Genomic DNA, 26,991 nt, shown 5'->3' with positions numbered 1-26,991 from the left:
TACAGTACATGATCAAAATTATATACTGTCTTATTGTACATTTATAGGAAGTGTTCACACCACGATAACTAAATTACATACCCATACTATCTAGGCTGGTATTCAACCTAGATAGCTTAAATATTTAGTCTATTTGGATTTTAGGTGTGACAAAAATCAGCAGTTCGCGCTTTTCATTGAACTCGCTTGTGCTTTTAAATAGTCTTCCTACGTAAGGAAGGTCGCCCAATAAAGGTACTTTTTTGGTCGAATTAATAATTTGCTGTTGGAAAATACCACCCAACACTACCGTTTGTCCATTCTCAACGAGTACTTGAGTCTCAATTTGTTGCGTATCGATGGCAACCGCTGGGCCTGTACCTGTTTGAACCGTATCCCCTCGGGTATCTTGAGTAATGATTAAATTTAAAATAACTTTGTTATCGGGTGTGATATGAGGTGTCACTTCTAGGCTTAGTACCGCCTTTTTAAAACTTACGGTTGTTGCACCACTTGAAGCTGACTCCACATAAGGGATCTCAGTACCTTGCTCAATACGCGCTTTTTGCTGATTAGCAGCAGTAATGCGTGGGCTTGCAATGATTTCACCTTTGTTTTCTTCTTCAAGGGCGGTTAATTCTAAATCAATTAATGTTCCGTTAGCCAATTTAGCAATGTGCATACCTATACTCGCCGATGGATTCGCCACTGGTAAATTAACGTTAAGTCGATCAGAAAGACTAGGAATATTACCATTAGAAATAGTTTCAGCTCCTTCTAATGTGCCAGAAACACCGTCTGAGCCTTGCTGATCACTAAACCCCCAACGAACCCCCAAGTCTTCAGTTACGTTGTCACGTACGGTTACCATACGCGCTTCAATAACCACTTGTTTAACCGGTATATCTAAAGTTTCGACCATACGACGAACACTTTCAATACTTTTTGCAGTGTCTTTCATTAATAACGTATTAGTACGTTGATCAACAGACACGCTCCCTCTGGCTGTAATAATACTGTTGGTATCTGTTTTTAATAAGTCGGCAAAATCTTCTGCTTTTGCATAATTTAAGCGGATGTATTCACTGTAAAGTGGCTCTAAATCCTCAACTTGCTGTTTAGCTTTTAACTCTTTTGCTTCACGGGCAGCCAGCTCTTCAGATGGTGCAACCATTAAAATAGAACCGTCCATGCGTTTGTCTAAGCCTTTTATTCTAAGCACGACATCTAACGCCTGATCCCACGGAACCCCATCAAGGCGAAGAGTAATATTGCCTGTCACTGAGTCGCTTGTTACCAAGTTAAAATCATTGTAACCGGCAATAATCTGTAACACAGCACGAACAGAGATATCTTGAAAATTAAGCGTCATAGGACGACCCAAGTACTCTTTACCACCATCTAAGTAGGCATTTTGCGTTTCATCTTTCTCAACCGTTAAGGTAAAAATATTCTCAATTTGCTGATAGGTATAGGCAAATGCAGTGTTCGGTTCAATCACTAAACGTGTAAGGTTATCTTCTTTAAACGTTTCAATACTGCTCACCACAGTACCAAAATCAAGTACATCTAATTCATACAATAAATCATCTAAAATATCGGTATGATGAAACTCGGCAATGATTTTTCCGCCGCTTTCATGCACCTCTACAGCTGCCTGAGTATCTTGTAGATAAACAAGTACTTTCGCTTCACCTTTTTCTCCACGTCGAAAGTCAATTGCTTGAATACCGTTAATATAATTAGACGTGTAAGCAGGCTTATCTTCGCTGGTTGCTAAAATTTGCTCTGTGAGTGGGTTATCAGAAATTCTAATAGAAACTAAATTATTGTTTACTTCAGTCTCATAAATTTTTAATCGGTCCAAGTTAATGGTCACTTTTAAACCCGCACTGGTCATCATACTCGTGATGTTACTGATACCAGCTTGGTTGATAGCGATATTCGTCAACCCTTCATCTAATTCTACCCCATCAAATAGTAGCTCTATTCTTGCAGGGCTATTAAAAACTTGTACTGCTGGTTGCTGCTGCAACTCTTCATCAAAAACTAGCTGTAATTCGGTTTCACCTTTAAGCAATGGATTATATCGAACGTCATAGAGTAAAGGGGCTGCACTTACGGCTTTTGTCATTAGTAGTAAAAAAACAAACAATAAAGCAGATAAAATACGATGATGCGAACACTCACCTTTGTGCATATAGGGTATACCTTTTTTCTTATTAATTTGCGCCATTGGTTGCCGCCTCTAACATTTCTAATTTGGTCAAACGTTCTTTCCAACAACCTGACCCATCAGGGATTAATTCTACTAATTCAATATAGTCACTATTAACACTGCTTACTTTTCCGTCATAGGTGCCTAAATAGCTTCCTATTGTTACTCGGTGCAAGGTGTCATCAGCAGCTGTAATGAGCGCCCATGTTTTGCCGTTCGATCCTATTGTGCCCCTCATTGCTAAATTATCTAATGGGTACTTCTCCAGTGGCTGACGAACACGCTCTGGATCTGGGTGAAGACAGTTTTTAACTTGTGTTAGCTTGTTTTGAATAATTTCTGGTTCTGGTGCTACAAAAGGGCTACGTAAGTCTTTGGCGTTATACTCAAAGTGCTCAAACTTAACTAGCTCAGGTATTTTTTCAATACGTGCCGTGGTATTTGCCTTAACCTGATCAATAAATTCTTTTTGCTCCGATGTATCCTCGTTACAGCCACTGAGCAAAAACATCGCAGTGGTTAAAAAGAGAAGCTGCTTCATCATCTCACCCCCTCTTCATAACGGTAAGTTTTTGCTACTACACTGAATGTTAGCTGCTTTTCGCCAGATGATAAAATAGAAAAGTCATGTAAACTGACAATTCTTGGTAGTTGAGCCACTTTCCCTACAAATTCGCCAAACTCATGATAAGTACCTACCACTTCAATTTTAATTGGCAACTCGGTATAAAACTCTTTTTCAACTTCTGGCAACCAACCAATTTTTAAAAATGTTAACCCGCTGGTTGTACCCACATAAGAAAGGTCGTCCAATAATCCTGGCGTCTCATTCGAAGTAGGTAGGCGTTTTAATAATTGAGAGAATTTATCTTCCATCTCAACCATTTGCTCACGATAAATATCAAGCTTACTGGCAACTGCATATTTAGTTCGGTAGGTTGTGCGTAACTCAATTTCCTTAGCAACGGCATTGTGGTAGCTGTCTATTTCATCCGACACTAATAAGCTGTAGCTAAAAAACAACACCAAACAAGCTACAAAAGTTCCGCATATTGCTTTTACAATAACGGGCCACTCACCGATGTTATCGAGCTCGATTTCATTCCAATCGATTTCTGTAAACGATTTAAAATCAAGGTTCATTACGTACCTCACCTATTTTGCCAAATGGTTTTACGTAAAACTCCATATTAAAATCGCTGAGTAAACGTGAAGATTGATCACCAGCAACAATACCTTGCATAGTCGGGCGCTCTAATAAGTAAGAGCTTTGTACCTGTCTGAGCATAGTAGATAAACGATTATTAGACTCACTTTTGCCTAACACATGAATTTGATTACCTTTGCGCTCCAGCTTGGTTAAATAAACCCCAGCAGGCACTATTTTTGCCACTTCATCCATTATTTGGGTGCCTAAATTACGACTACTTTGTAACTCTTCAATTAAACGCATACGTTGTTGTAAGTTTTCTTTTTTCTTGTCTAGGTCACGTATGTCGCGAATTTTATTGTCGAGGGTTGTAATTTCTGAACTAAGATAATTATTTTTTAACGTCTGTCCTTCTTTTAGAGCACCATAAAACACACTCAGCATATACATACCAGCAAAACAGACGATAACCACAGCCATAAGAAGTGTTATAAATTTCTTTTTAGACTGCTCACGCTGTAGCTCACGCCAAGGTAATAAATTTATATGTGGCATGATGAAAAGCTCCTCAACGCCAGGCCAGTCGCAATTGCAAATTGAGTGCGGTGGCGCTGTATTATATTACGATCAACACTAGGGGATATTTCCATCTTATCAAATGGTTCAACAACAACTGTGTGTATTCCTAATTCTTCAATCAGCAATCTATCAATGCCTTTAATCATCGCTGAGCCGCCCGTCAATACAATATAGTCCAATTGTTCTTTACCTGTGGTGGTTAAAAACATTTGAACAGCACGACGAACCTGCTGGAGTAACGATGTTTGAAAAGGAGCTAACACTTCAAATGTATAGTTTGGAGGTAAATCACCGGTTGTTTTGCCAATTTCAGCTTCATCAAAGCCTTTGTTATAGTAAGCAACGATACTATTTGTGTATTGGTCGCCACCAAATACTTGGTCACGGGTATAAATTGTCTCACCAGATTGCACTACACTCATCAAGGTGAGTACAGCACCAATATCAACCACTGCAACCGTTTTGTCATATGCATCTGATGGTAACTGTTGGTAGTAAACATCCATAGTGCGACTTAGCGCATAGCTTTCAACGTCCACTACTTTTGCGGTTAAATTTGCAGCACTTAACGCACCGACTCTGGCTTCAACGCTTTCGGTTCTAGCGGCAGAGAGCAGTACATTTATTTTGCTCGGGTCAGCACTATTTGTAGAGAGCTTTTCAAAATCAAGACTCACTTCATCTAGTGGGTAAGGAATTAAGCTGTCGGCTTCAATTTCAATCTGCGACTCTAATTCAGCGTCGCTTAAGGAAACATCCATGAAAATAACTTTGGTAATCACGGTTTGCCCAGAGACGGCAACAGACGCGAATTTTAGCGACTTTGGTAGCTTTCGTTTTAACTTGATTATCACATTACCAATTGCTTCAATATCTTGAATATTACGCTCGCTCATAGCGCCTTTTGGCATAGGTTCAATTGCAAGTGCTTCTAGTCGAAGCCCAGTTTCTGTTTCACTTAAAAGTACGGCCTTGATAGAGTGCGATCCAATATCAATACCTACCATCATTGGTGACGGTTTTTTTATTAGTTGACTTAGCATGTTTGCAACTTTGCCTTTGTTTTAATAATAAACAAGTTATAATTTATATCTTAAAAAATATTATTCAATTTTTAATCAATATATACTAGCAGTCTCAACCTGTAATTGGGAGTCCGTTTAGGGAAATATCAGTGATTTTATTAAAAAGAACTTTACAATTTTTGATCATTTGTGCATTACTTGCACTAATTACATTGCTCAGCCTTTATTACTACGTTAAATCCGATATTCCCAGCGTGCAAGTTTTAAAAAACGTGCAATTACAAACGCCTATGCAAGTATTTACTAAAGATGGGCTTTTAATCAACCAATTTGGTGAAAAAAGACGGATCCCTGTAACTATAGACCAAATTCCCCAGCCTTTATTGCAGGCTTTTTTGGCAACTGAAGATAACCGCTTTTACGATCATATCGGTATTGATCCAATTGGTATTGTGCGCTCAGCGCTAGTACTTATTTCTACTGGTGAGAAAAAGCAAGGTGCCAGTACTATTACCATGCAATTAGCTCGTAACTTCTTTTTAACACGAGAAAAAGCCTACATTCGTAAAGTAAAAGAAATATTTATTGCCATTCATATCGAAAACCTCCTCTCAAAAGATGAAATATTTGAGCTTTACCTAAATAAAATAGAATTAGGAAATCGTGCCTTTGGTATTGGTGCTGCGGCGCAAGTTTATTATGGTAAAGAACTAAAAGAGTTAACTCTTGCGCAAATGGCAATGATTGCTGGTTTACCAAAAGCTCCTTCGGCACTTAATCCTATTCGTAATCCAGAACGTGCTAAAGCAAGAAGAAATGTGGTGTTAGGAAGAATGCTTGAAGAGAAGTATATTTCAAGAGCGCAGTATAACGAAGCCACTAACCAACCAATTACCGCGTATTTTCATGGAGCTGAAATTGACTTATATGCGCCGTACATTTCAGAAATGGTACGAGCAGAAATGGTGTCACGCTACGGTATAGATAAAGCCTATAACTCAGGGTTTAAAGTGTACACTTCTGTTGAATCAGATGTTCAAAAAGCAGCACAAACAGCTCTAGTTAATAACCTACATGCCTACGATATGCGCCATGGTTTTAGAGGCCCTGAAGCCATATTGTGGGATCCGCAAACAGAGCCGCCATTAACGCAGTCGAAATTATTAAACACTTTAAAAGCTGTTAATGAATTTGGCCCTTTAAAAACGGCTGCGGTGTTAAGCGTGAGCGATAAAAGCGCTGAAGTTATACTTAAAAGCGGCGAGCGCACAACCCTTACTTGGGATAACCTAAAATGGGCACGTAAGTTTATTACACGCTATCGCCAAAGCTTTGCGCCTGAAACAGCAAGCGATATATTAACCCCAGGCATGCAAATATGGCTGCGCAAAAATGACGATAATAGCTATATTTTAAGTCAAATACCTGAAGCGGCGAGCGCCATTGTTTCTTTAGACCCACAAGACGGGCGCATAAAAGCCATTGTTGGTGGATATAGTTTTGAACAAAGCCAATATAACCGAGCTGTACAAGCTAAACGCCAAGTAGGCTCAAATATTAAGCCGTTTATATATTCAGCTGCGCTTGAAAAAGGCTACACACTAGCGTCAATTTTAAATGATGCTCCTATAAATCAATGGGATAAGAGCCAAGGCGTTGCATGGCGACCAAAAAACAGCCCAGCTATTTATAATGGTCCAATTCGCATTCGTCGTGCTTTAGCCCAATCTAAGAATGTAATTTCCGTACGCTTATTAAGAGGCGTTGGACTGCAAAGAACAGCCGATCATTTATTAAAATTTGGTTTTGACGATAAAGATATAAATCGTAGTGAGTCACTGGCATTAGGCAGTGCATCCATTACGCCGCTTGAATTAGCTCGTGGGATGAGTGCTTTTGCTAATGGCGGTCACCTAATTGAGCCGTACTTTATTTCACAAATCCAAGATGCAATGGGTAATACGTTATTTAAAACCAATCCCACCATTATTTGTGATGATGAAACGACAACACCTAGCTCGCTAATGCTAGGTGAGCAAGTAGCACCAAATTGTGCGCCGCAGATCATCTCTAAACAAAATGCATTTTTAATTGCCAGCGCAATGAATAGTGCTATTTGGGGTGGCGGTAGCTGGTCACATAAAACCGGTTGGAGTGGAACAGGCTGGCGTGCACAAGCGCTAAAACGTCGCGATCTTTCTGGTAAAACAGGCACGACTAATGATTCTGTAGACACTTGGTTTAGTGGCTTTAACCGCGATGTGATGACATCAGTTTGGGTTGGCTTTGATAACCCAGGTAATACACTGGGACGCTCAACCTACAATAACAACTTAGGAAGTGGTCAAATATCAGGTGCTGAGTCAGGCGCAAAAACAGCTCAGCCTGCATGGGTTGATTTTATGCGCGCCGCACTGGATGGTAAACCTGCTGCGCCAATCGAACCACCTGAAGGCTTAGTTTCTATTCGTATTGATTTAGAAACCGGATTATTAAGTCATAAAAACGATTACACCAGCCGTTTTGAATACTTTGAAAAAGGCACCGCTCCTACCAAGTATGTGTTATCACAACCAAATGATATATTTGAAGAAAACACTAAAACTGAAGAAGAGCTATTTTAAATATAGCGAACAGTAAAAAGGCCGCAAATTAGCGGCCTTTTTGATGGTCTAACTAATATTTTGTACCAACCAGTATAAGTCAGAGTGAACGCCAGCAGCAGTCACTTCTTTACCCGCACCGGGGCCTTGTATCACTAATGCGTTTTGCTTATACCACTGGGTATTAATCACAAAAATATTATCGCCAGGGGTCAAATTCGCAACCGCTTCGCTTTTTGGTACATAGGTAATCCCTACCTTAGCGTTTAACGTGTTGTTTTCAAACTCTAATAACCCGGTGTAGCACAGTGCAGCATTTTGTTGCTGAGCCGCTTGCGCATGCTGCTCAATAAATGCATCTAAACGAGCCTTATTATCAATAAAGTTATTCCAGCTGCCTGCACTTAACTCATCGGGCATCAAAGCGGATAAAGAAATGTCATCAAGTTCCAATTCAATACCTAATTCACGCGCTAAAATAAGCAACTTACGTTGCATATCTCGTCCAGATAAGTCTTCTCGAGGATCAGGCTCTGTGAACCCCAAAGCTTGCGCTTCTAGAACTAAATCTGAAAATGCTTTACTGCCATCATACATACTGCATAACCATGACAGCGTGCCTGAAAACACGCCTTCTATTCGCGTTATTTTATCGCCACTATTTTGTAAATCAGCCAAGGCAAAATTAATCGGTAGTCCGGCCCCTACACTTGCATTATAACGCCAATGTAAGCCACGTTGAGCAAGGCTTTCACGTAGTGTTTGATACCACGAAAGCGATGCGGTTCCCGCGTATTTATTAGCACTAATTAGATGGCAGTTTAATTCAACTAACTTACTATAAAGCTGACTAAAATGTTCACTGGCGGTAATGTCGATCACTATTTTATGTTCATACTCAAGAGTATCTATGTATGACAATAAATCGGCTTGTTTATAGGAGCTTGCATGGTTTTCCCATTGAAGTTGCCAGCTTTCACAGTCTAATCCATTAGCATTCATCAGCATCTGCTCTGAGCGTAAAAGCGCTACTAACTTGACGTTAAAATCGGTTGATAAGCGTGCTAGTTGAGCAGGTAATTGGCGCATAAACTCAGCACCTACATTACCAAGTCCTGCAATAATTAAAGCTATTTCTTGTGCTTTATTAATGAGCTTGTCATGTAACAGGCTCAGCACATCACTTTCAAGTACTTGATCGGTCAATAGTAACGTATATCCCTCACCGTAATGGGTAAACCGAGGCTGGATAGATTGTGTTTGTAATAAGGCTTCACTTTGCTTACCAAGCGGCGCTACCTCTTGATCAGGTGCAATAATCGCCACCCCATTTAAGTTTGACTCACTAATATTGGCGCGGCCAGCAAAATAATTAGCCACCTGATGTGTCGCTGACGCAGGGACTAGTAAGTAGATTTCGCCTTCGTGTTCAAAGTGATGCAAACTATGCTGAATAAGTTGGCTAACATGTGCTACTTCGCCTTCACTCAGATCATCAACAATGAGTAAATCCACATTATTTACTGTGGTTAAAAAGCGTTTTTGTTTACTCATTCCTAGTTTAACTATTTCGGTATGACTGCCTTGAGGATCGTAACTACTGCGAACAACTAATTCTATATCGGTATCTTTTAATGGCGATAATGTTTTAGCGTGTAATACTGGATTACCTAGCCTCGCTAATAAATTCGCTTGATCACGGCACACTCGCGCATACTTAACCGCATTAGCAACCTTACGCGGATCAGTACTAAAAACACCTTGAGTGTCAGTCCAAATAGAGACTTTTTTAGCATTGCAATACCGCGCTAATAAAGTGGCACTGTAATCACTGCCATTTCGCCCTAAGGTCACTGTTTCACCATGTAAATCAGCCGCAATAAACCCCGTAACTACATTAATTTTACTCGTCTCTATGGCTTTTAAGCACTGCTGCTGATTATTAGCATGCTGCAGCTGCCCGGCATCTAACGTAAATAACTGCCTAGCGTCATGGGCACAAGCGCTAACGTTAAGCTGTTCTAAGTAAGCGCTTAGTAACCTTGCAGACCACAATTCACCATGTGCTAATAACGCAGCTTCAGCTAATGTTCCTTGCTTAGCCTGCTTGGTAATAATACTGAGCTCAGTTTCAAGTAAATCAAGCGCATGGTGCTTAGCGTTAGCTATTAATAATTGCTCAATCAGAGCTATTTGATGGTTACTCAATAGCAATACAATATCAGCAATAGCTTGAGTGTCTTGCTGTTGATAGCTTTGCCACAGTTTAACTAAGGTATCGGTGGTTTTACCGGCAGCCGATACCACCACACAATCCCCAGCTTGAGCATGAGTTAAAATAATATTTGCGACACTTTTAAAGCGATCCGCTGAGCTTAAACTCGAACCACCAAATTTATGAACCTGATTTACCATATTAATACCGACTCGCATTTATGTTTTGTATTTTGAAGATTGGTATGCACTACCATAACGCCGGATGCGCCGCGTTTAACTTTGCTGAACCAAATGATTCACTAGCACCACTTTTTGCCGATAGGCCGAGATTGGCTTGCCCTAGGCGCACCAAATTAAATACCCTGTCTAAGTCAGCGAGTAAATCATTTACATCTTCAATACCCACCGAGATACGAATAAGCGTGTCGCCTACTCCGGCTTCTGCACGCGCGGTTGCGTCCATACCGGCGTGGGTCATAGTCGCAGGGTGACAAATCAAACTTTCTACTCCACCTAATGATTCCGCTAAGCTAAATTCATTTAAACGCGTTAAAAACGCTGCAGCATCGTTTATATCGCCTTTTATATCAAAGCTAACCATAGCACCAAAGCCAAGCTGCTGCGCCTTAGCTAGCGCATGTTGAGGGTGTGATTCAAGACCTGGGTAGTAAACTTGGGCAACAAACTGGGAGCGTTCTAAATACTGTGCAATGGCGAGTGCATTTTCTTGGTGTTGCCTTAAACGCACGTTTAAAGTACGTAAGCCTCTGAGCGTTAAATAGCTATCAAATGGCGCGCCGGTGATGCCAATGTTATTTGCCCACCACGCTAACTCTTCACCTAACTCAGCAGTCGCTGCGATAACCGCGCCACCAACAACGTCTGAATGGCCATTGATATATTTTGTGGTTGAGTGCACCACAATATCAGCGCCAAACTTAATCGGGTTTTGTAATGCTGGCGATAAAAATGTGTTGTCGGCGGCAACCAGTGCACCACACTGTTTAGCTGTATCAGTTACCGCTTTAATATCTGTTAAGCGTAAAATAGGATTGCTAGGTGTTTCAATCCAAATCAGCTTAGGTTTAATAGCAAGGATGCGTGTCAGACTGTCGCTTTTGGTAAAATCGACCACTTCTAGTTTTAATAAGCCGCGCTTTTCTAGCGAAGTAAATAAGCGATAGCTGCCCCCATAACAGTCATGAGGGATCACTAACGTATCGTCACTATTAAGTAATTGTGTTGTTAGGTGAACGGCTGCCATGCCTGTTGCGGTAATAATGCCTTTAGCGCCACCTTCAAGCTCCGTGAGCGCCTCAGCCAAAATGTCACGATTAGGGTTACCACTGCGGCCATAATCATATTGGCGCTTTGTATCAAAGTCAGCAAATGAGTAAGTTGTTGATAAATAAAGCGGTGGAACAACCGCACCATGCTGTTTGTCGGCTTCTATTCCACTACGAACAGCAATTGTTGCCTTATTTTTTTCACTCATTTTCGCTACCTTTACTAATTTGGATGTTTAGACGTCTAAAAGGTAGCGCATGCAATTTAAGATGTCAAAACATTTAAATGTCTAGATAGCTAAATAACTAGTATTTGACTATCTTTTTTAAACCGATAGAATTTCACGCATATTTACACGCTTTGATGCTGTGTGAGCAATTTATAATCTGAGGCAACGATACATCTTATGGCTAAATGGAATGGTGAATATATTCACCCATACGCAGAACACGGGAAAAAATCCGAACAAGTAAAGAAGATCACCGTTTCGATCCCGCTAAATGTATTAAAAGTATTAACTGATGAACGTACTCGTCGTCAAATAAACAACTTACGTCATGCAACAAATAGCGAGCTTTTATGCGAAGCGTTTTTGCATGCGTTTACCGGGCAACCGCTGCCTAATGATGATGATTTGCGTAAAGATAACGCAGAAAAAGTACCTGAAGAAGTGAAGAAAATAATGCAAGAAATGGGACTAGAAGTGCCTATTTTAAATGAAGACTAGAAGGGTCTTTATACAAAAAAAACCTCAGCAAATGCTGAGGTTTTTTTTGCGCTAATTTACACTTAACAATTACGCCATGTAGTTTTCTGGCATATCAATTAGTGCCACACCTGAATCAACCGCCGCCTGCGCAACCGCTTTAGCTATACGTGGTAACAAACGTGGATCCATTGGTTTTGGTATAATATATTTAGCACCAAACTCTAATTTGTCGATGCCTGCGGCAGTAAGCACTTCAGCCGGTACGGGCTCTTTAGCAATACTGCGGATTGCTTCTACAGCAGCAATTTTCATCTCGTCGTTTATTTCACTGGCACGTACATCTAACGCACCACGGAAAATAAACGGAAAACACAATACGTTATTAACTTGATTCGGATAATCAGAGCGACCTGTAGCCATAATTAAATCGTTACGTGCAGCGTGTGCTAATTGCGGATCGATTTCAGGATCGGGGTTTGAACAAGCAAATACCACGGGTCTATCAGCCATTAATTTTAAATCTTCAGGGGCTAATAAATTAGGGCCCGATACACCCACAAACACATCGGCATCTTCAATTACATCTTGTAAAGTACGTTTATCGGTATTGTTTGCAAATAATTGCTTATATTCATTCAAGTCATCACGACGCGTATGAATAACTCCTTTGCGATCTAACATATAAATATGTTCACGCAACGCGCCACATTTAATTAAAAGCTCCATACAGGCAACAGCTGCAGCGCCGGCACCTAAACATACAATAATTGCATCTTCAATTGCTTTGCCCTGTACTTCCAGCGCGTTTAGCATACCCGCAGCCGTTACAATAGCCGTACCATGCTGATCATCATGAAAAACAGGAATGCTACAACGCTCTATAAGCGCTTTTTCTATTTCAAAACACTCGGGCGCTTTAATATCTTCTAAATTAATTCCACCAAAGGTGTCGGCAATATTAGCCACCGTGTTAATAAAGTCTTCGGTAGTACGGTGCTTAACTTCAATATCTATAGAGTCTAACCCTGCAAAACGCTTAAATAGTAGCGCTTTACCTTCCATAACGGGTTTTGAAGCCAGTGGACCTAAATTACCTAAGCCTAAAATTGCGGTGCCGTTAGTAATAACCGCAACCATATTTCCTTTACCAGTATATTTGTAGGCATTTGCTGGATCAGCGGCAATTTCACGAACAGGTTCTGCGACACCGGGGCTGTATGCGAGCGCGAGGTCTTTAACCGTCTCAGCGGGCTTGGTCAGCTCAATACTGATTTTACCTGGAACGGGATGGGCATGGTAATGTAGTGCTTGTTCACGAAAATCTGACATAACGCGATTATATCCTGCAATTTAAGTTAAAGTGAGAGGTAGTTTAATCTACGATACCTTTATTATTTTTAAATTCCAAGCAATATCAGGTCTATCCTGTTATATGCTAGAACTGTTAATTTTAAGTTATTTATCAGCAACTTCCCTAGATTATCCTGACATTTTTAAAATATAAATTCGTCATAAAAATGAAAAACACAGGTACTTTTTGCCCTTATTCTATTTTTATAAAGCGTATTTTTTAGTCTTAAATTAAAATAGTGAAATACCGAATTTTATTTAACTTTAAACACAAATAACCTCACGTTACCTGCATTTGAGTACCATCTTTAAAGTTTAACAAATAAAAATATAGAGAATATTGGCTGTTTTGTCTGCAAATGTTTATGCATACTCAGAATAAGAACAGGAAATAGTTATGCAAAAAAAATAAATACAAAATTGCTAAGAAAGCAGGTAGGAAAGTAAATTTTGGCCACAAAAAAAGCACCCTAAGGTGCTTTTTTTACATAGAAACAAAAAATTATTTTTTGCTGCTAAGTGCACCGAAGCGCTTGTTGAAGCGATCAACACGGCCGCCAGTGTCTAAAATCTTTTGCTTACCAGTGTAAAACGGGTGACACGCAGAACATACGTCTAAGTGAATGTCTTTACACAGAGTAGAACGAGTTTCGAATTTGTTTCCGCATGAACAAGTTGCAGAAATTACTTCGTACTTAGGGTGAATACCTTCTTTCATAGGAACCTCTAGTTAAGGCCGCATCGCTCTCCAAACCCGAAGTCTGGCACCATACGTCGTTAAAACAAATTTATTGGTCGCGAATTTTATCCAACAACCCACACACACACAAGCTTTAATTACCCTTTTTGCTAAAAAGTCGGCAAACACCTATTCATTACTGATTTGTCGGTAGGCTTTTAATGCTATTTTTAGTACATTAAACCATTACGTTAATTGGTTGAGTTGTTATGCGTTTTGCTGAAGTTGCAATAAAAGTCCCCTTGCCTCGCACCTTTGATTATAAAGTGGATGAGCAATTAGTACCGCTGACTCAATTACAGCCTGGTATGCGCGTGTTAGTCCCTTTTGGCAATCAACGTAAAGTAGCGGTTATTCTTAGCTTAAAAGCGGAAACAGCAGTCCCCGAAGGCAAAATAAAATCTATTATTGAAGTTATTGACGACTCACCGGTGTTATCTGCGCAGCATTTAGAGCTACTGAAATTTACAGCGCGTTATTATTGCTATCCACTCGGTGAAACTATTCATATTGCATTGCCCAGTGCACTGCGCCAAGGTGAGTGCCCTGATAAAACCAGTATAAACATGGTGACATTAAGCGAAAAGGGGGCACTTTTACCGTCTTTAAAAGCTAAAACACAGCTTAATTTGCTTAAGCAATTATCAGCATCCGGTAAATCATCATTAACCGAACTCAAAGCCCTCGGGTTTAATAAAAAAACCATTGATACCCTTTTAGATAAAGAGCTAATAGTTCAAACCATTGAGCACGACAATCAATGGCAACATACCTCGCCAACGGTTGGCAGCAAACCCCGTTTAAATAAAGAGCAAGCCATTGCCTGCACTGCAATTAATCAAAGTACGGGGTTTACTAGCTTTTTGCTAGAAGGTGTCACTGGCAGCGGAAAAACCGAAGTTTACCTGCAATGCCTAGAAGAAGTATTAAAACGTGGCGAACAGGCGTTAGTGCTCGTTCCTGAAATAGGGCTAACGCCTCAAACGGTCAATCGTTTTAGACGTCGCTTTCCTGACACCCCTATTATGTTATGGCACTCGGCATTAACCGATAACGAACGTCTACAAACATGGCGTTTTTGCGAAAAAGGCAGTTGTGCCATTGTTATAGGCACCCGTTCGAGTATTTTTCTGCCATTTTTAAAGCTTGGGATGATTGTGGTTGATGAGGAGCATGATGCCTCATTTAAACAACAAGACACTTTACGCTATCATGCCCGTGATTTAGCTGCGTATCGTGCCTATCAGCATCAAATTCCACTTATTTTGGGTAGCGCTACGCCAGCACTAGAAACACTGCATAAAGCTATTAATAACAAATACCAGTTGCTTACATTAAGTGAGCGCGCACAAACCGCCACCGATAATCAGTTTAAGCTGCTCGACATGAAAGGTCAGCCTGATAGAGCCGGTATTGCGCATGCCAGTCTTGCAATAATGCGCCAGCACCTGAATAGAGGAAAGCAGGTGATGGTATTTTTAAATCGCCGTGGGTTTTCTCCAACTTTGATTTGTCATGAATGTGGTTGGTTGAGTGAATGTAACCGCTGCAGCACCAGTGCGACTTTTCATAAGGCAATAGGCCAAATGATTTGCCACCATTGTGGCGATCAATATCATGTACCGCATCAATGCCCTGACTGTGGTAGTACGCAAATATTTCCTAACGGCAAGGGCACCGAGCAAATAGAAGAGTTTTTAAGTAGTGAATTTGCAGACACCCCGATCAGCCGTATCGACCGTGACTCAACTCGGCGTAAAGGTAGCCTTGAAAAAGCACTGGATGAAATAAACCAAGGCGGCGCACGTATTTTAGTTGGTACGCAAATGCTGGCAAAAGGTCACCATTTTGCTGATGTTAGCTTAGTACTTATTTTAGATGTCGATAGTGGTTTGTATTCGTGTGACTTTAGGGCTACTGAGCATTTAGCACAATTAGTAACACAAGTTGCAGGACGCGCGGGACGTTCTGGCGAACCCGGTGAAGTATTATTACAAACGCACTTTCCTGAGCACCCGTTATTACAAGACTTAGTTAATAATGGCTATCAAGATTTTGCCCGCTTTGCACTCACTGAGCGAAGTGATGCACAGTTGCCACCTATTACGAGTATGGCAATTGTTCGCGCACAAGGGCATAACATAAAGCAAGTCGTCGACTTTCTAACGGATTTGGTTCCTGTCAATGGGGTATCTGGTATACAATTGCTCGGACCGATCCCCGCGCCTTTAGAAAAAATTGCGGGAATGTATCGTTTTCAATTACATATTCAAGCGCAAGATCGACGCATACTACATCAGTATCTCGCGCAAATGGTTGATTATCTCAGCACTAGCAAACTTGCACAAAAAGTTCGCTGGAGTTTAGACGTAGACCCTACAGACATGATTTAGGTAAGGCCACATATAACACCATGGCACAGCACGATTATATTAATAAAAAACCAAAAAATAGAAAAAACACTAAACAAGAGCCGGCTAAAAAACCCTTCCCGTTTTTGTTAATCATTATTGCCTTGTTACTAATCGGTGGTTTTGCATACGGACTCTGGTTTGTTAAAAACAATGCCGATCCAGAGCTTGTTGAAAAGCAAGCAAATCCAACACCCGAAAAACAAGTAGAAATAGCTAAACCGCGGCCACCTAAATTTATTAAAGAAATTAAAGAGCATGAGATTCAGGTTGAAGTAAAAGAACTTGAACAAAAAGGCCCTTATGTCATGCAATGTGGTTCATTTAGAACCCATCAGCAAGCTGAAACCTTAAAAGCTAAAATAGCCTTTGCAGGATTAATTTCAGAAATCAAAAAAACCACAGGCAGCAATGGTATTTGGTACAAAGTGCGTTTAGGGCCTTATGAAACCAAGCGTCATGCAGAAAGTGACAAGAACAAACTTAAACGAATTAATATTGTCGGCTGCGGAATTTGGGGCTGGACTTGAATTTAAACCATTCACCCATATAACCTCTTCATAATCGTTTTTTACGCGCTGCCCCTTGCAGCGCGATGATGAGGAATAACATGACTACAATCGTAAGTGTACGCCGTGATGACAAAGTTGTTATTGGTGGTGACGGCCAAGTATCTCTTGGTAACACAGTAATGAAGGGCAATGCCCGAAAAGTTCGACGCCTTTATAATGGCAAAGTTATCGCTGGGTTTGCTGGCGGCACTGCTGATGCCTTTACTCTTTTCGAACGTTTTGAAAGCAAATTAGAAATGCACCAAGGTAACCTCACTAAAGCTGCTGTAGAAATGGCTAAAGATTGGCGTAGCGATCGTGCCCTGCGTAAACTTGAAGCTTTACTTGCTGTTGCTGATGAAACAGCTTCGCTAATTATCACCGGCAACGGTGACGTGGTGCAACCAGAAAACGACCTAATCGCAATTGGCAGCGGCGGTAACTTTGCGCAATCAGCTGCAACCGCCTTATTAGAAAATACCGACTTAAGTGCTCGTGAAATTGTAGAGAAAAGTCTAACAATTGCTGGCAACATCTGTGTATTTACGAATAACTTCCAAACTATCGAAGAATTGTAATAGGAACTCGCTATGTCTGATATGACCCCAAGAGAAATTGTTCATGAGCTAGATCAACATATTATTGGCCAAGCTAAAGCGAAAAAAGCGGTTGCTATTGCCCTTCGTAATCGCTGGCGCCGTATGCAGTTAAACGAAGACTTACGCGCAGAAGTAACGCCAAAAAATATCTTAATGATTGGCCCTACGGGTGTAGGTAAAACTGAGATTGCTCGTCGTTTAGCAAAGCTTGCCAACGCACCTTTTATTAAAGTTGAAGCTACTAAATTTACAGAAGTAGGTTATGTCGGTAAAGAAGTTGAAACTATCATCCGTGATTTAGTTGATGTTTCAATTAAAATGACACGAGAGCAACAAACTAAAAAGTTCAAACATCGCGCTGAAGAAGCGGCTGAAGAACGTATATTAGATGTATTACTGCCTCCAGCGAAAGATCAATACGGTGAAGTTCAGCGCGATGAAAATTCATCGACACGCCAATCGTTTCGTAAAAAGTTACGCGAAGGCCAATTAGATGACAAAGAAATTGATATTGATTTAGCCCAAGCTCAACCTAATATTGAAATTATGGCTCCTCCTGGTATGGAAGAAATGACCAACCAGTTACAGGGAATGTTTCAAAACATGGGTGGTGATAAACGCACTAAGCGTAAGCTTAAAATTAAAGAAGCGTTTAAGTTACTTACTGAAGAAGAAGCCGGTAAACTGGTTAATCCTGAAGAATTAAAAGAACAGGCTATTTTTGCAGTAGAGCAAAACGGCATTGTGTTTATTGATGAAATAGACAAAATTTGTAAACGTGGTGAAGCCTCTGGCCCAGATGTAAGTCGTGAAGGTGTACAACGTGATTTACTTCCGCTTATTGAAGGCTCTACCGTTAATACCAAGCACGGCATGGTAAAAACTGACCACATGTTGTTTATTGCCTCAGGCGCATTCCAAATGTCTAAACCATCAGACATGATCCCTGAGTTACAAGGCCGTTTACCTATTCGTGTTGAACTTGAAGCACTCACAGCCGATGACTTTAAACGTATATTAACTGAGCCACACGCGTCACTTACTGAGCAACAACGCGAGCTACTCAAAACAGAGCAAGTCGCTATTGAATTTAGCGACGACGCAATTGAGCGTATTGCTAAGGCAGCATGGCAAGTAAACGAAAAAACCGAAAATATCGGTGCGCGTCGCCTTCATACAGTTATGGAAAGGCTAATGGAAGAGATTTCATATGACGCTTCTGAAAAAGCGGGTTCAAGTCTTGTTATCGATGCCACCTACGTTGAAAAACACTTAGGTGCGCTAGTTGAAGATGAAGACTTAAGTCGTTTTATTCTTTAATTGAAAACACAAACAGTTATACTAAAAGCCTCCAATATGGAGGCTTTTTTGTAAGCGAGATGACGATGAAACAAGTTACAAAAGTGCACTATCATAGTGTGAGTAAAAATTTAGATGTTTATTTTGATGATAACTCTGAAGTTATATTTAGCGCTGAGTTTTTACGGGTACACTCTCCCTCAGCAGAGGTTCAAGGCCATGGATCTGAGCCTATGAAGTTAGTACTAAATAAACAAGCAGTGGGCATTAAAACCATTACGCCGGTAGGGCATTACGCGTTACGTTTAGAGTTTGACGATGGCCATAACAGCGGGCTGTTCAGCTGGCAATATTTTGCTAAGTTACAAGCTGAACAAACAAGCTTATGGGATACGTATTTAGAGCGTGTTAAACAACATGAAAACAACAAAGACAGCGTACCCATAAAGTTTGTCCCCTAGTATTTAGTCTGAACTTATACTCTGTGAATGAGAAAAAAGCGGCAATTAAGCCACTTTTTTCTGTTAGTAGTTAAACCTTATATTTTGAAATTGCTTGATGAAGTACCCTTGCTTGCTCAGAGACCTCTTCACTGGTTTGCGCATTAGTTTGTGAGTGAGCCGCAGCCCCCTCGGCAATATCTCGAATACGGACCACGTTTTTATTTACCTCAGAAGCCACCTGACTTTGCTCATCAATAGCGGTAGCAATATGTGTACTCATTTCCATAATAGTTTGCACATCAATGGTAATTGATCCTAGCAGCTCACCCGCTTTTGTTGCTTGTGTAGCACTTTCGCCACCTTGAGTACGACATTGGTGCATGATACTAACAACTTCTTGAGTACGCTGTTGTAGGGTGTTAATAATGCCTTCTATTTCGCTGGTTGACTCCTGCGTACGCTGTGCAAGTGAGCGCACTTCATCTGCAACAACCGCAAAGCCACGACCTTGTTCACCCGCTCTCGCCGCTTCAATGGCAGCATTTAAAGCAAGTAAATTAGTTTGCTCTGCAATCGCACGTATCACATCAAGTACAGAACCTATGGTTTCACCATCTTTTTCTAGCTGAGACACCACGCTGGAAGCTTTACCAAGTGAATCAGATAAGGCATTAATATGCTTAATAGTTGACTCTACTTCAACCTGACCTTGCTGGGCGCTTACATTGGTCGATTCAGCTTTTTTAGCGGCGGCTTCCGTATTGTGTGAAATATCTTGAATCGTTGCCTGCATTTCTGTAGCAGCGGTTGCTACCATATCCGCTTCATGTAATTGCTCTTGCATACCGGAGCTAGTCGCTGAGGTTGTTTCAGATAGATTCCCTGTTGCTATATTAAGCGTTGTTAGAGCCGTATTTACTTCATAGATGAGATCTTTAAAGTCACTAATTAAACTATTAAAGTCTATGGTCATCCTCGTTACTTCATCTTTCCCTTTATGCTCTATAAACAAGCTTAAGTCATTGCTTTGTCTGATCTTACCTATTGCTTGATAAACTTTTTCTATAGGTTGGATAATTGAACGACTGGTTAAGTACACAAGCAGCATAACGATAATACTTGCAATTATAAAAATGACTATTGCTAATAATTGCGCCTGCTGCGCCGTTTCAGCTACTTGCTCTTTAGTCGCATTAGTGATCAAAGTAACCACTTCATCACTTTTCTTAACACTTATTCTCATTTTCCCTAGGGCACCCGAATTTAAATCGACGCCTAATTCCACCTGCGCCTCTACCAATGCAGTAAATTTATTTTGGTAGTTGGTCATTAAGGAGGCTAATTGATTACGTGTATTATTGGGTAGCTCTGCAGCATTTACTTGTTGTTTTAACTCGCTTGCTAATTTATTAAATCGATCTAAATACTTGGTATCTAAACGTAGCATAAAATCTTTTTCAGCTCGACGCAGCTGTAGCATAGTGGTGAGTAATTGGTAATTATTTTGCTCACTAAGCAATGTTTCTATTTTATGAACTGCTTCTCGCAGCTCGCCATATAAAGCGTCTTTTGGGTGCAACCCGATTTTACGCTGTAGTTTTACAACATTTTGAAAGTCGTCATAGTACTGTTGGGCTAACGTAGAAAATTGATTGACCTGAGTCGTAGCAATATTTAAATCTGCAGATAAAACAGATAGCTTTTCTAGTTTAAATTGTAGTTTTTTATATTCTTGTGCAAATAGCTCTAAACTAGACTCATCTTTGTAAAACAAAAAGTCTTTTTCGTATTTACGCATCGAAAGCTCATGCACATCTAGCTCTTCAGCGTACTGAATAGTTTCATTTAATTTAAGCATAATACGTGCTTCATAAATGATGATGCACAGCATAACAATCATGGCTAAGCCAACGATTAATGCGTTAAATTGTAAACGACGTTTAATCGTTAGATTCTGTAAAAAGTTCATTGTAAATACCTATATTAAATTTACCAGTTCAGTATAACGTGATGCTTTCTTGTCTTAACATAATTTTGTTACATGAAATAAACAATAATGCCTATCATTAAAAACCATAAAAAAGGGCTACCAGTAAAATTTAACCATTAACAAACTCCCTTTATACAAATGGACAATATAATCATCCACAGTATTGTTTAATTTTAACAGTCTCGCCAATCAGAACTTAAATCTCTCGCACTTATAAACGCTCAGTCCATAGCTTTAAAAATATTTATTTATAAAGATGACAATTTTATTAAAAAATTATGAGTCGTGTTATTGATTTAGTTCTATTTCTGGCTAAATTTACTGCAATTAAGTCGTTGTTATTGAATATAAGGAGGGTATACTAAGTTACTAACTTATGTATCTTTTGAGGATAAAATAATGGATTACAGCACTTCTGATTTATGTGACCATTTCGCTGATGTGGTTGACGTGCTTGAACCTATGTTCATCAACTTTGGTGGTCGACACAGTTTTGGTGGCCGCATTAAAACGGTAAAATGTTTTGAAAATAATGAACTGATCCGTCAATTGCTTTCTCAAGATGGTACAGATCAGATTTTACTTATTGATGGTGGAGGCTCCACTCGTAGAGCCTTAATTGATATTGAACTGGCTGAGCTGGCACTTGAAAACAATTGGCAAGGTATTATTGTATATGGTGCACTGCGCCATGTTGATGAACTTGAAGAACTGGATTTAGGAATTCAAGCCATTGGATCAATTCCGGTTGCAGCTGACAGTGAAGGCGCGGGTGAAAGCGGCATAGGCGTTAACTTTGCGGGTGTATCATTTTTCGATGATGATTTTGTTTATGCCGACAGTACAGGTATTGTACTTTCTGCTGAAGAATTAGAGCTAGAAATAATAGAACTGTAGCGTGACAGCACACCTTAAAGTATATAACGAAAGCACACTCAAGCGCATTTGTTCTAACCGTGCAGGTGAACAAAAAGCGTGGCAGTCAATGGCATTACTTGACGCAAACGTTAATATACAACAAGCGCTTACTGATGCTGCACAATTTGGTATGCGCTTTGTTTTACTGGGCGTTTGCGAAGACATTGGACCTAGAGCCAATTTAGGTAAAGGCGGAGCACAGCATGCTTGGCCCGCTTTTTTACAACACTTTTTAAACCAACCTCACAATCACGCTATTGCCATGCAAAAAGTGTTACTGCTTGGTGAAGTAAACCTCGATGACTTAATGGAACAAGCACACTCGCTTGATAACCAAAATCCTCTCGATTTAGACCAATTACGTCAGTTGTGCGCTGAGATTGATGTGCGGGTTGAAGCAATTTTAAGCATGATTTTTAAAGCCGGTCTTGAACCCATCATTATTGGTGGCGGACATAATAACTGCTTAGGTATTATTCGCTCGCTTGCAAAATATAAAAACAGCGCAATTAACGCCATTAATTTAGACCCCCATGCCGACTTTAGAGAGTGTGAAGGCAGACACAGTGGCAATGGTTTTCATTACGCCTATCAAGAGCAGCACCTTAACAGTTACCATGTAATTGGCTTACATGAGCTTAAAAATAATCAACAAATTTTTAATGCGATGCAAAGTGCAAAATTTAGTTTCACCAGCTATCAAGCGATTAATGTTAGGCGAGAAACAAGTTTAACGGAGGCAACTAACAATGCACTAAACGCATTTGATAACGCACCGTTAGGAATAGAAGTTGATTTAGATAGCCTAACCAACATACCTGCAAGCGCATTTAATTATTGCGGTTTTGATGTTAGCGATGGCGAGCATTATGTTTATTTAGCTGCAAGTAATCATCACAGTGCTTATTTACATTTATGCGAAGCAGCACCGTCGCAACATCCTCACTCTCTTGCTGCGGGTAAATTACAATGTGGTCAAGTAATCAGCGCCTTAGTAAATACCTACCTCCAAACAAAGCAAAAAATCTAATTAGTCTTCTTGTGCCTGTAACCACTGTTTAAACCAACTCATTAACCCTAAGCTACTTAAAGGGTGTCCGAAGTAGTAGCCTTGTGAGGCATAAGCTTTCAAACTTTTCACAAATTTAAGTTGGTCCAGTGTTTCAACACCTTCAAAAATCACTTTTGTTTGTTGCTGATTATGCATTTCTACCATGCCGCTTACTAAGCTGCGTATATTATTTTGATTACTAAAGTCAGCAGTTAAGGCCGGAGATACCTTAATATACTCCACCGCTAAACTTGGTAATTTAGACAGTAATACGGGGTTATCTCCCAAGCCATCAACGCATACTTTTAAACCTAAACTGTTAAGCCTTGCGATCATGGCTCTGCCTTTATCATCTAGGCTGGTAAAAACATGAAGCGGACATTCAATAATTAAATCGCCTGGTCTTAGTTGATGCTCACCAATTACTCCGTAAACAAAATCAACAAACTCTTCATTGAGCATTTCTGGGCCAAATAAATTAACACTCAAAGGCACCGACATCCCTTCCATACGAAGTGCCATGGCTAATTCGCCAGCACGCTCTATAACAAAGGTAGCCAGTGAATAACCAAGCCCTGCAATTCTAATATCATTTATAAATCGGCTTGCCGATAAGGTGCCTTGCGTGGGGTGTTGCCAACGCAATAACAATTCTAAAAATTCAATTTGGCCATCGCCGTTGCGAATAACGGGTTGAAAAAACAGCTCAAACTCATCAGCAAAGCTGATATTCGCAAGCTCTGTTAATCGCGCTTGTTGCTCTAAATGCTCAACCGTCATTTGTTGATGATAAGCCACTATTTGTTTGCTTGGCTGACTATCAAGTGCCAAGTAAGCATGACTAATTAAATCATCAAAGTTCGTACTTTGTTGATCGCAATGAACATAACTGGCTCTTACCTTTACTTCAATAGTGCAATTTGCCACGTTAAAGGGCTTTAATGTAGCGCCAATAATTTGCTTGATAAGCTGTTGATGTAAATGATTATGGCTTTGTAGAACACAAATAAACGCGAAATTTAACCCGCCTAAATGCGCTAATTTAGCATGCGGAGCAAGGAACAACACTTCATCACTGTCTAGTAAGTTTTTTATTCGATTTGCCGACTGCGACAACAATAAGTCACCAAAATCTCGTCCAATATGCTGATTTACCTGCGCAAACCCCTCTAGCCTTAATACAATAAGTGCGGCTCTGAATGAACCTTCATTGGTAAGCTCATTATACTTTTGACGTAACTGTTGTTTATCGGGGAAGCTGGCTAAGGGTGAGTTTTCAACATACACCTCAGGCTCGGTTTGTGGCTTTAAAGGCGTAGTAGCTTTAGGCTCATTATCAGCTAAAAAACCACTGACTGAGAGCAGTAAAATAGCCATGAGCAACCACGCTAAATGCAGCGTAAAAAAGAGATACCCTATTAACAATAAAGCAAGTAATGCGCTTGCACAGGCACTGATAAGAAATGGTTTTTTTTGCTTTTGTAATTTCGCTTGATATAAATTAAAACCAAAACCTAGCGCTAGTAAAATAGCGAGCCAAGGTATTGCACTACTGACCATAGCTAAGCCAATGAGCCCAGTACATAAAAAGCTGAGTCTCATTACGTTACTTTTAACGGTTAATAGCGTGGCAACCATTGCCATTAAAAGTGCACCACTTAAAAAAATAGCTAAATTGCTGTAGCTCAATAACGTTCCATCCATAGCTGACGTACTCACTGACATTAAATAAAACATAGGTTTAAGAGTTAATTTTATACAAACTAACTAAGTTTACCCAATATCCATAGATTTAACAGTTCATTTACCCCAAACTGATAACTTAATTGTGCAGGATGGTCAATTTGCCAATGAGCGATATCTGCGCGAGCGCCAACTTTTAATACCCCTCTATCAGTAAAACCTAGAGCCCGAGCCCCATGTGCCGTAACTCCCATTAATGCTTGCTCTGGAGTAAAATTAAATAAAGTACAAGCCATATTCATCATTAATTGCAACGAACATAACGGTGATGTGCCGGGGTTGAAGTCAGTGGCAATTGCGATGGGGACCTTGTATTTATTTAACAGCTCAATTGGAGGGTATTTCGTTTCTTTTAAAAAATAAAAAGCGCCAGGGAGCAATACCGCCACAGTGCCTGCATTGGCCATAGCTTTAACACCTGTTTCATCAAGGTATTCTAAATGATCCGCAGACAAACCATTGTATTGCGCCACCAGCGCAGCACCTTGTTGATTAGATAACTGCTCCGCATGGCACTTAATTGCTAACCCCAGTTTTTTAGCCGCATTAAATACCCGCTGCGTTTGCGCATAACTAAAGCCAATATCCTCACAAAATACGTCAACCGCATCCACTAAATCATGTTCAACAAGGGTGTTAAGCATTTCATTACACACTAAATCTATATAATCATCACTGCGATTTTTAAACTCTAAAGGTAATGCATGCGCGCCTAAAAAGGTGTTAATTATTTCAATTGGATGATGTTGGTTTAACAACCTAGCCACCTCTAATATTTTTTTCTCATTTTCGATATCAAGCCCATACCCTGACTTAATTTCAACTGTAGTTACGCCTTCTGCTAACAGTGCATTTAAACGTTCTTTTGCGGCTACAAACAGTTGTTCATGATCAGCCTCTCGGGTTGCTTTTACGGTACTTGCAATTCCGCCCCCTTGCGCAGCAATTTGCTGATAACTCACTCCCTGCAAACGCTGCTCAAACTCCTTCGCACGAGAACCGGCAAACACTAAGTGAGTATGACAATCAATTAAGCCAGGCGTTAACCACTGCCCTTTCACACTTAATGTCGGAGTGGCTAACACATCAAAATCAGGTAACTCAGTTTGTTCACCTAGCCATACTATTTTGCCATTTTTAATTGCTAAAGCCGCATTTTCTATCGCTCCATAAGGCGCATCAATGTTGCTATCCATAGTGGCAATATTGGCATCGGTGAGCAGTAAATCGATATCATTTAATTGCTCTGTGGATTCTGTAGCTTGCATAAATTTCTCCGCGATAGTGTTCAAACGAGTTTAACAACACATCTTGTATATACAAGATGATTGTGCCATCTTACTAGGTATTGTTTATTTTTAATATACTAAAAGTATTTATGCCAACACCTAAGTTTACGCAAATAAAGCAGTTTATTGTGGACAAAATACGCAGCGGACTTTGGCTTGAAAACCAACGCGTACCCTCAGAAAATGAACTAGCAAAACAGTTTACGGTAAGCAGAATGACCGCACGTCGAGCCCTCAGTGAGCTCACTGATGCGGGCATTTTAACTCGTAGCCAAGGGTTAGGCACGTTTGTAGCAAGCTTCAAATCACAGTCGTCATTACTTGAAATTAAAAACATCGCCCATGAAGTAAAAGAGCGAAACGGAAACTACAGCTGCACAGTGCAAGTATTGGAATCAATTAATGCCGTCGCGCCAATTGCAATTGCTTTAGGTGTGGAGGTAAATAGCGTGGTATATCGCAGTGTCATTATTCATAACGAAAACGACAGCCCCTTACAAGTCGAAGAGCGCTTTGTAAATCCGCCCCTTGCAAAAGATTATTTACAACAAGATTTTACCGCCCTTACCCCACACGAATACTTATCAACAGTTGCCCCTTTAACACAAGCAAGGCACACGGTAGAGGCTATTACACCAAGCAGTGAAATGTGCCAATGGCTTAACTTATATAATGAAGAGCCCTGTTTACAAGTAATACGCCGTACTTGGTCGGTAAACGGAATTGTAAGCTTTGCACGACTTATATCGCCGGGCAGTAAGTATCGCTTAGGCGGACAATTAACATTTAAAAATAATAATAAAAGCGCATAACGCTTAACACTATTTAACAGGAGTGAAAA

22 protein-coding genes are annotated in these 26,991 nt (G+C 40.2%); 10 read left to right on the top strand and 12 right to left on the bottom strand.

Annotated features, from left to right (window positions below; translation table 11 throughout):
* Window positions 1-124: 124 nt before the first annotated feature.
* From P20311_RS16580 to P20311_RS16560, 5 genes are read right to left on the bottom strand one after another with little or no spacing between them, the layout of a single operon-like run.
* Window positions 125-2,215 carry a type IV pilus secretin PilQ gene (locus P20311_RS16580; protein WP_036955760.1) on the bottom strand — a complete coding sequence of 697 codons (2,091 nt, stop codon included), beginning with the start codon at window positions 2,213-2,215 and terminating at the stop codon, window positions 125-127.
* Window positions 2,202-2,738: a pilus assembly protein PilP gene (locus tag P20311_RS16575; RefSeq protein ID WP_008115036.1), complete on the bottom strand. Its 537-nt coding sequence runs from the start codon at window positions 2,736-2,738 to the stop codon at window positions 2,202-2,204. The genes P20311_RS16580 and P20311_RS16575 overlap by 14 nt, the downstream gene beginning before the upstream one ends.
* On the bottom strand, window positions 2,738-3,340 hold the full coding sequence (locus P20311_RS16570; protein WP_008115035.1) for a type 4a pilus biogenesis protein PilO: 603 nt from the start codon (window positions 3,338-3,340) through the stop codon (window positions 2,738-2,740). The genes P20311_RS16575 and P20311_RS16570 overlap by 1 nt, the downstream gene beginning before the upstream one ends.
* Complete coding sequence (locus P20311_RS16565; protein WP_008115031.1) at window positions 3,330-3,902, bottom strand: PilN domain-containing protein; 573 nt, start codon at window positions 3,900-3,902, stop codon at window positions 3,330-3,332. The genes P20311_RS16570 and P20311_RS16565 overlap by 11 nt, the downstream gene beginning before the upstream one ends.
* Complete coding sequence (locus P20311_RS16560) at window positions 3,890-4,969, bottom strand: pilus assembly protein PilM (RefSeq protein WP_008115029.1); 1,080 nt, start codon at window positions 4,967-4,969, stop codon at window positions 3,890-3,892. Before P20311_RS16560 ends, P20311_RS16565 begins: the two co-directional genes overlap by 13 nt.
* A gap of 131 nt (window positions 4,970-5,100) precedes the next feature.
* On the opposite strand from P20311_RS16560, the gene P20311_RS16555 reads away from it, so the two are divergent.
* Window positions 5,101-7,575: a penicillin-binding protein 1A gene (locus P20311_RS16555; protein WP_008115027.1), complete on the top strand. Its 2,475-nt coding sequence runs from the start codon at window positions 5,101-5,103 to the stop codon at window positions 7,573-7,575.
* 48 nt (window positions 7,576-7,623) lie between these two features.
* On the opposite strand, the gene metL is transcribed toward P20311_RS16555, so the two are convergent.
* On the bottom strand, window positions 7,624-9,969 hold the full coding sequence (gene metL / locus P20311_RS16550; RefSeq protein ID WP_008115025.1) for a bifunctional aspartate kinase/homoserine dehydrogenase II: 2,346 nt from the start codon (window positions 9,967-9,969) through the stop codon (window positions 7,624-7,626).
* Between the two features lie 49 nt (window positions 9,970-10,018).
* Window positions 10,019-11,266, bottom strand: coding sequence for a cystathionine gamma-synthase (gene metB, locus P20311_RS16545; RefSeq protein WP_008115023.1), 1,248 nt, complete (start codon window positions 11,264-11,266; stop codon window positions 10,019-10,021).
* Window positions 11,267-11,464: 198 nt separating this feature from the next.
* Here metB and metJ point away from each other — a divergent pair, with 198 nt between their 5' ends.
* Window positions 11,465-11,785 carry a met regulon transcriptional regulator MetJ gene (gene metJ, locus P20311_RS16540; RefSeq protein ID WP_008115021.1) on the top strand — a complete coding sequence of 107 codons (321 nt, stop codon included), beginning with the start codon at window positions 11,465-11,467 and terminating at the stop codon, window positions 11,783-11,785.
* Between the two features lie 69 nt (window positions 11,786-11,854).
* Here metJ and P20311_RS16535 read toward each other — a convergent pair whose 3' ends face one another.
* Together P20311_RS16535 and rpmE are read right to left on the bottom strand one after the other, a co-directional pair.
* Entirely contained in the window at window positions 11,855-13,096 is a 1,242-nt protein-coding gene (locus P20311_RS16535) for a malic enzyme-like NAD(P)-binding protein (protein ID WP_008115020.1), read from the bottom strand.
* Window positions 13,097-13,619: 523 nt separating this feature from the next.
* Window positions 13,620-13,835 carry a 50S ribosomal protein L31 gene (rpmE, locus tag P20311_RS16530; protein WP_008115018.1) on the bottom strand — a complete coding sequence of 72 codons (216 nt, stop codon included), beginning with the start codon at window positions 13,833-13,835 and terminating at the stop codon, window positions 13,620-13,622.
* A 230-nt stretch (window positions 13,836-14,065) separates the two neighbouring features.
* Between rpmE and priA the strand changes: the two genes are divergently transcribed.
* The 5 genes from priA (at window position 14,066) to P20311_RS16505 (ending at window position 19,177) form a co-directional block, all read left to right on the top strand.
* On the top strand, window positions 14,066-16,249 hold the full coding sequence (gene priA, locus P20311_RS16525; protein ID WP_008115016.1) for a primosomal protein N': 2,184 nt from the start codon (window positions 14,066-14,068) through the stop codon (window positions 16,247-16,249).
* A 20-nt stretch (window positions 16,250-16,269) separates the two neighbouring features.
* Window positions 16,270-16,797, top strand: coding sequence for an SPOR domain-containing protein (locus P20311_RS16520; RefSeq protein ID WP_008115014.1), 528 nt, complete (start codon window positions 16,270-16,272; stop codon window positions 16,795-16,797).
* Window positions 16,798-16,877: 80 nt separating this feature from the next.
* A complete protein-coding gene (gene hslV, locus P20311_RS16515; RefSeq protein ID WP_008115012.1) occupies window positions 16,878-17,396 on the top strand; it encodes an ATP-dependent protease subunit HslV in 519 nt (172 codons plus the stop codon).
* Window positions 17,397-17,408: 12 nt separating this feature from the next.
* On the top strand, window positions 17,409-18,737 hold the full coding sequence (gene hslU, locus P20311_RS16510; protein ID WP_008115010.1) for an HslU--HslV peptidase ATPase subunit: 1,329 nt from the start codon (window positions 17,409-17,411) through the stop codon (window positions 18,735-18,737).
* 65 nt (window positions 18,738-18,802) lie between these two features.
* Window positions 18,803-19,177: a gamma-butyrobetaine hydroxylase-like domain-containing protein gene (locus P20311_RS16505; RefSeq protein WP_008115008.1), complete on the top strand. Its 375-nt coding sequence runs from the start codon at window positions 18,803-18,805 to the stop codon at window positions 19,175-19,177.
* Window positions 19,178-19,247: 70 nt separating this feature from the next.
* Here P20311_RS16505 and P20311_RS16500 read toward each other — a convergent pair whose 3' ends face one another.
* Window positions 19,248-21,128, bottom strand: a complete 1,881-nt coding sequence (locus tag P20311_RS16500; RefSeq protein ID WP_008115005.1) for a methyl-accepting chemotaxis protein — start codon at window positions 21,126-21,128, stop codon at window positions 19,248-19,250.
* Window positions 21,129-21,548: 420 nt separating this feature from the next.
* On the opposite strand from P20311_RS16500, the gene rraA reads away from it, so the two are divergent.
* Together rraA and P20311_RS16490 are read left to right on the top strand one after the other, a co-directional pair.
* Entirely contained in the window at window positions 21,549-22,046 is a 498-nt protein-coding gene (rraA, locus tag P20311_RS16495; RefSeq protein WP_008115004.1) for a ribonuclease E activity regulator RraA, read from the top strand.
* 1 nt (window position 22,047) lies between these two features.
* Entirely contained in the window at window positions 22,048-23,097 is a 1,050-nt protein-coding gene (locus P20311_RS16490; protein WP_008115003.1) for a formimidoylglutamase, read from the top strand.
* Here the strand turns inward: P20311_RS16490 and P20311_RS16485 are convergent, their stop codons facing one another.
* Both P20311_RS16485 and hutI read right to left on the bottom strand, forming a co-directional pair.
* Window positions 23,098-24,822 carry a GGDEF domain-containing phosphodiesterase gene (locus P20311_RS16485; RefSeq protein ID WP_008115002.1) on the bottom strand — a complete coding sequence of 575 codons (1,725 nt, stop codon included), beginning with the start codon at window positions 24,820-24,822 and terminating at the stop codon, window positions 23,098-23,100.
* Between the two features lie 59 nt (window positions 24,823-24,881).
* The gene (gene hutI, locus P20311_RS16480; RefSeq protein WP_008115001.1) at window positions 24,882-26,129 is read right to left on the bottom strand and encodes an imidazolonepropionase; all 1,248 of its coding nucleotides are present in this window, start codon (window positions 26,127-26,129) and stop codon (window positions 24,882-24,884) included.
* Between the two features lie 110 nt (window positions 26,130-26,239).
* Between hutI and hutC the strand changes: the two genes are divergently transcribed.
* Window positions 26,240-26,962: a histidine utilization repressor gene (hutC, locus tag P20311_RS16475; RefSeq protein WP_008115000.1), complete on the top strand. Its 723-nt coding sequence runs from the start codon at window positions 26,240-26,242 to the stop codon at window positions 26,960-26,962.
* Window positions 26,963-26,991: the final 29 nt, after the last annotated feature.

Source organism: Pseudoalteromonas sp. BSi20311, from assembly GCF_000239875.1.
In the GTDB taxonomy this organism is placed as follows: domain Bacteria; phylum Pseudomonadota; class Gammaproteobacteria; order Enterobacterales; family Alteromonadaceae; genus Pseudoalteromonas.
Note: the sequence above shows the minus strand (reverse complement) of the source record. Positions and strands in the feature narration are given on the sequence as shown.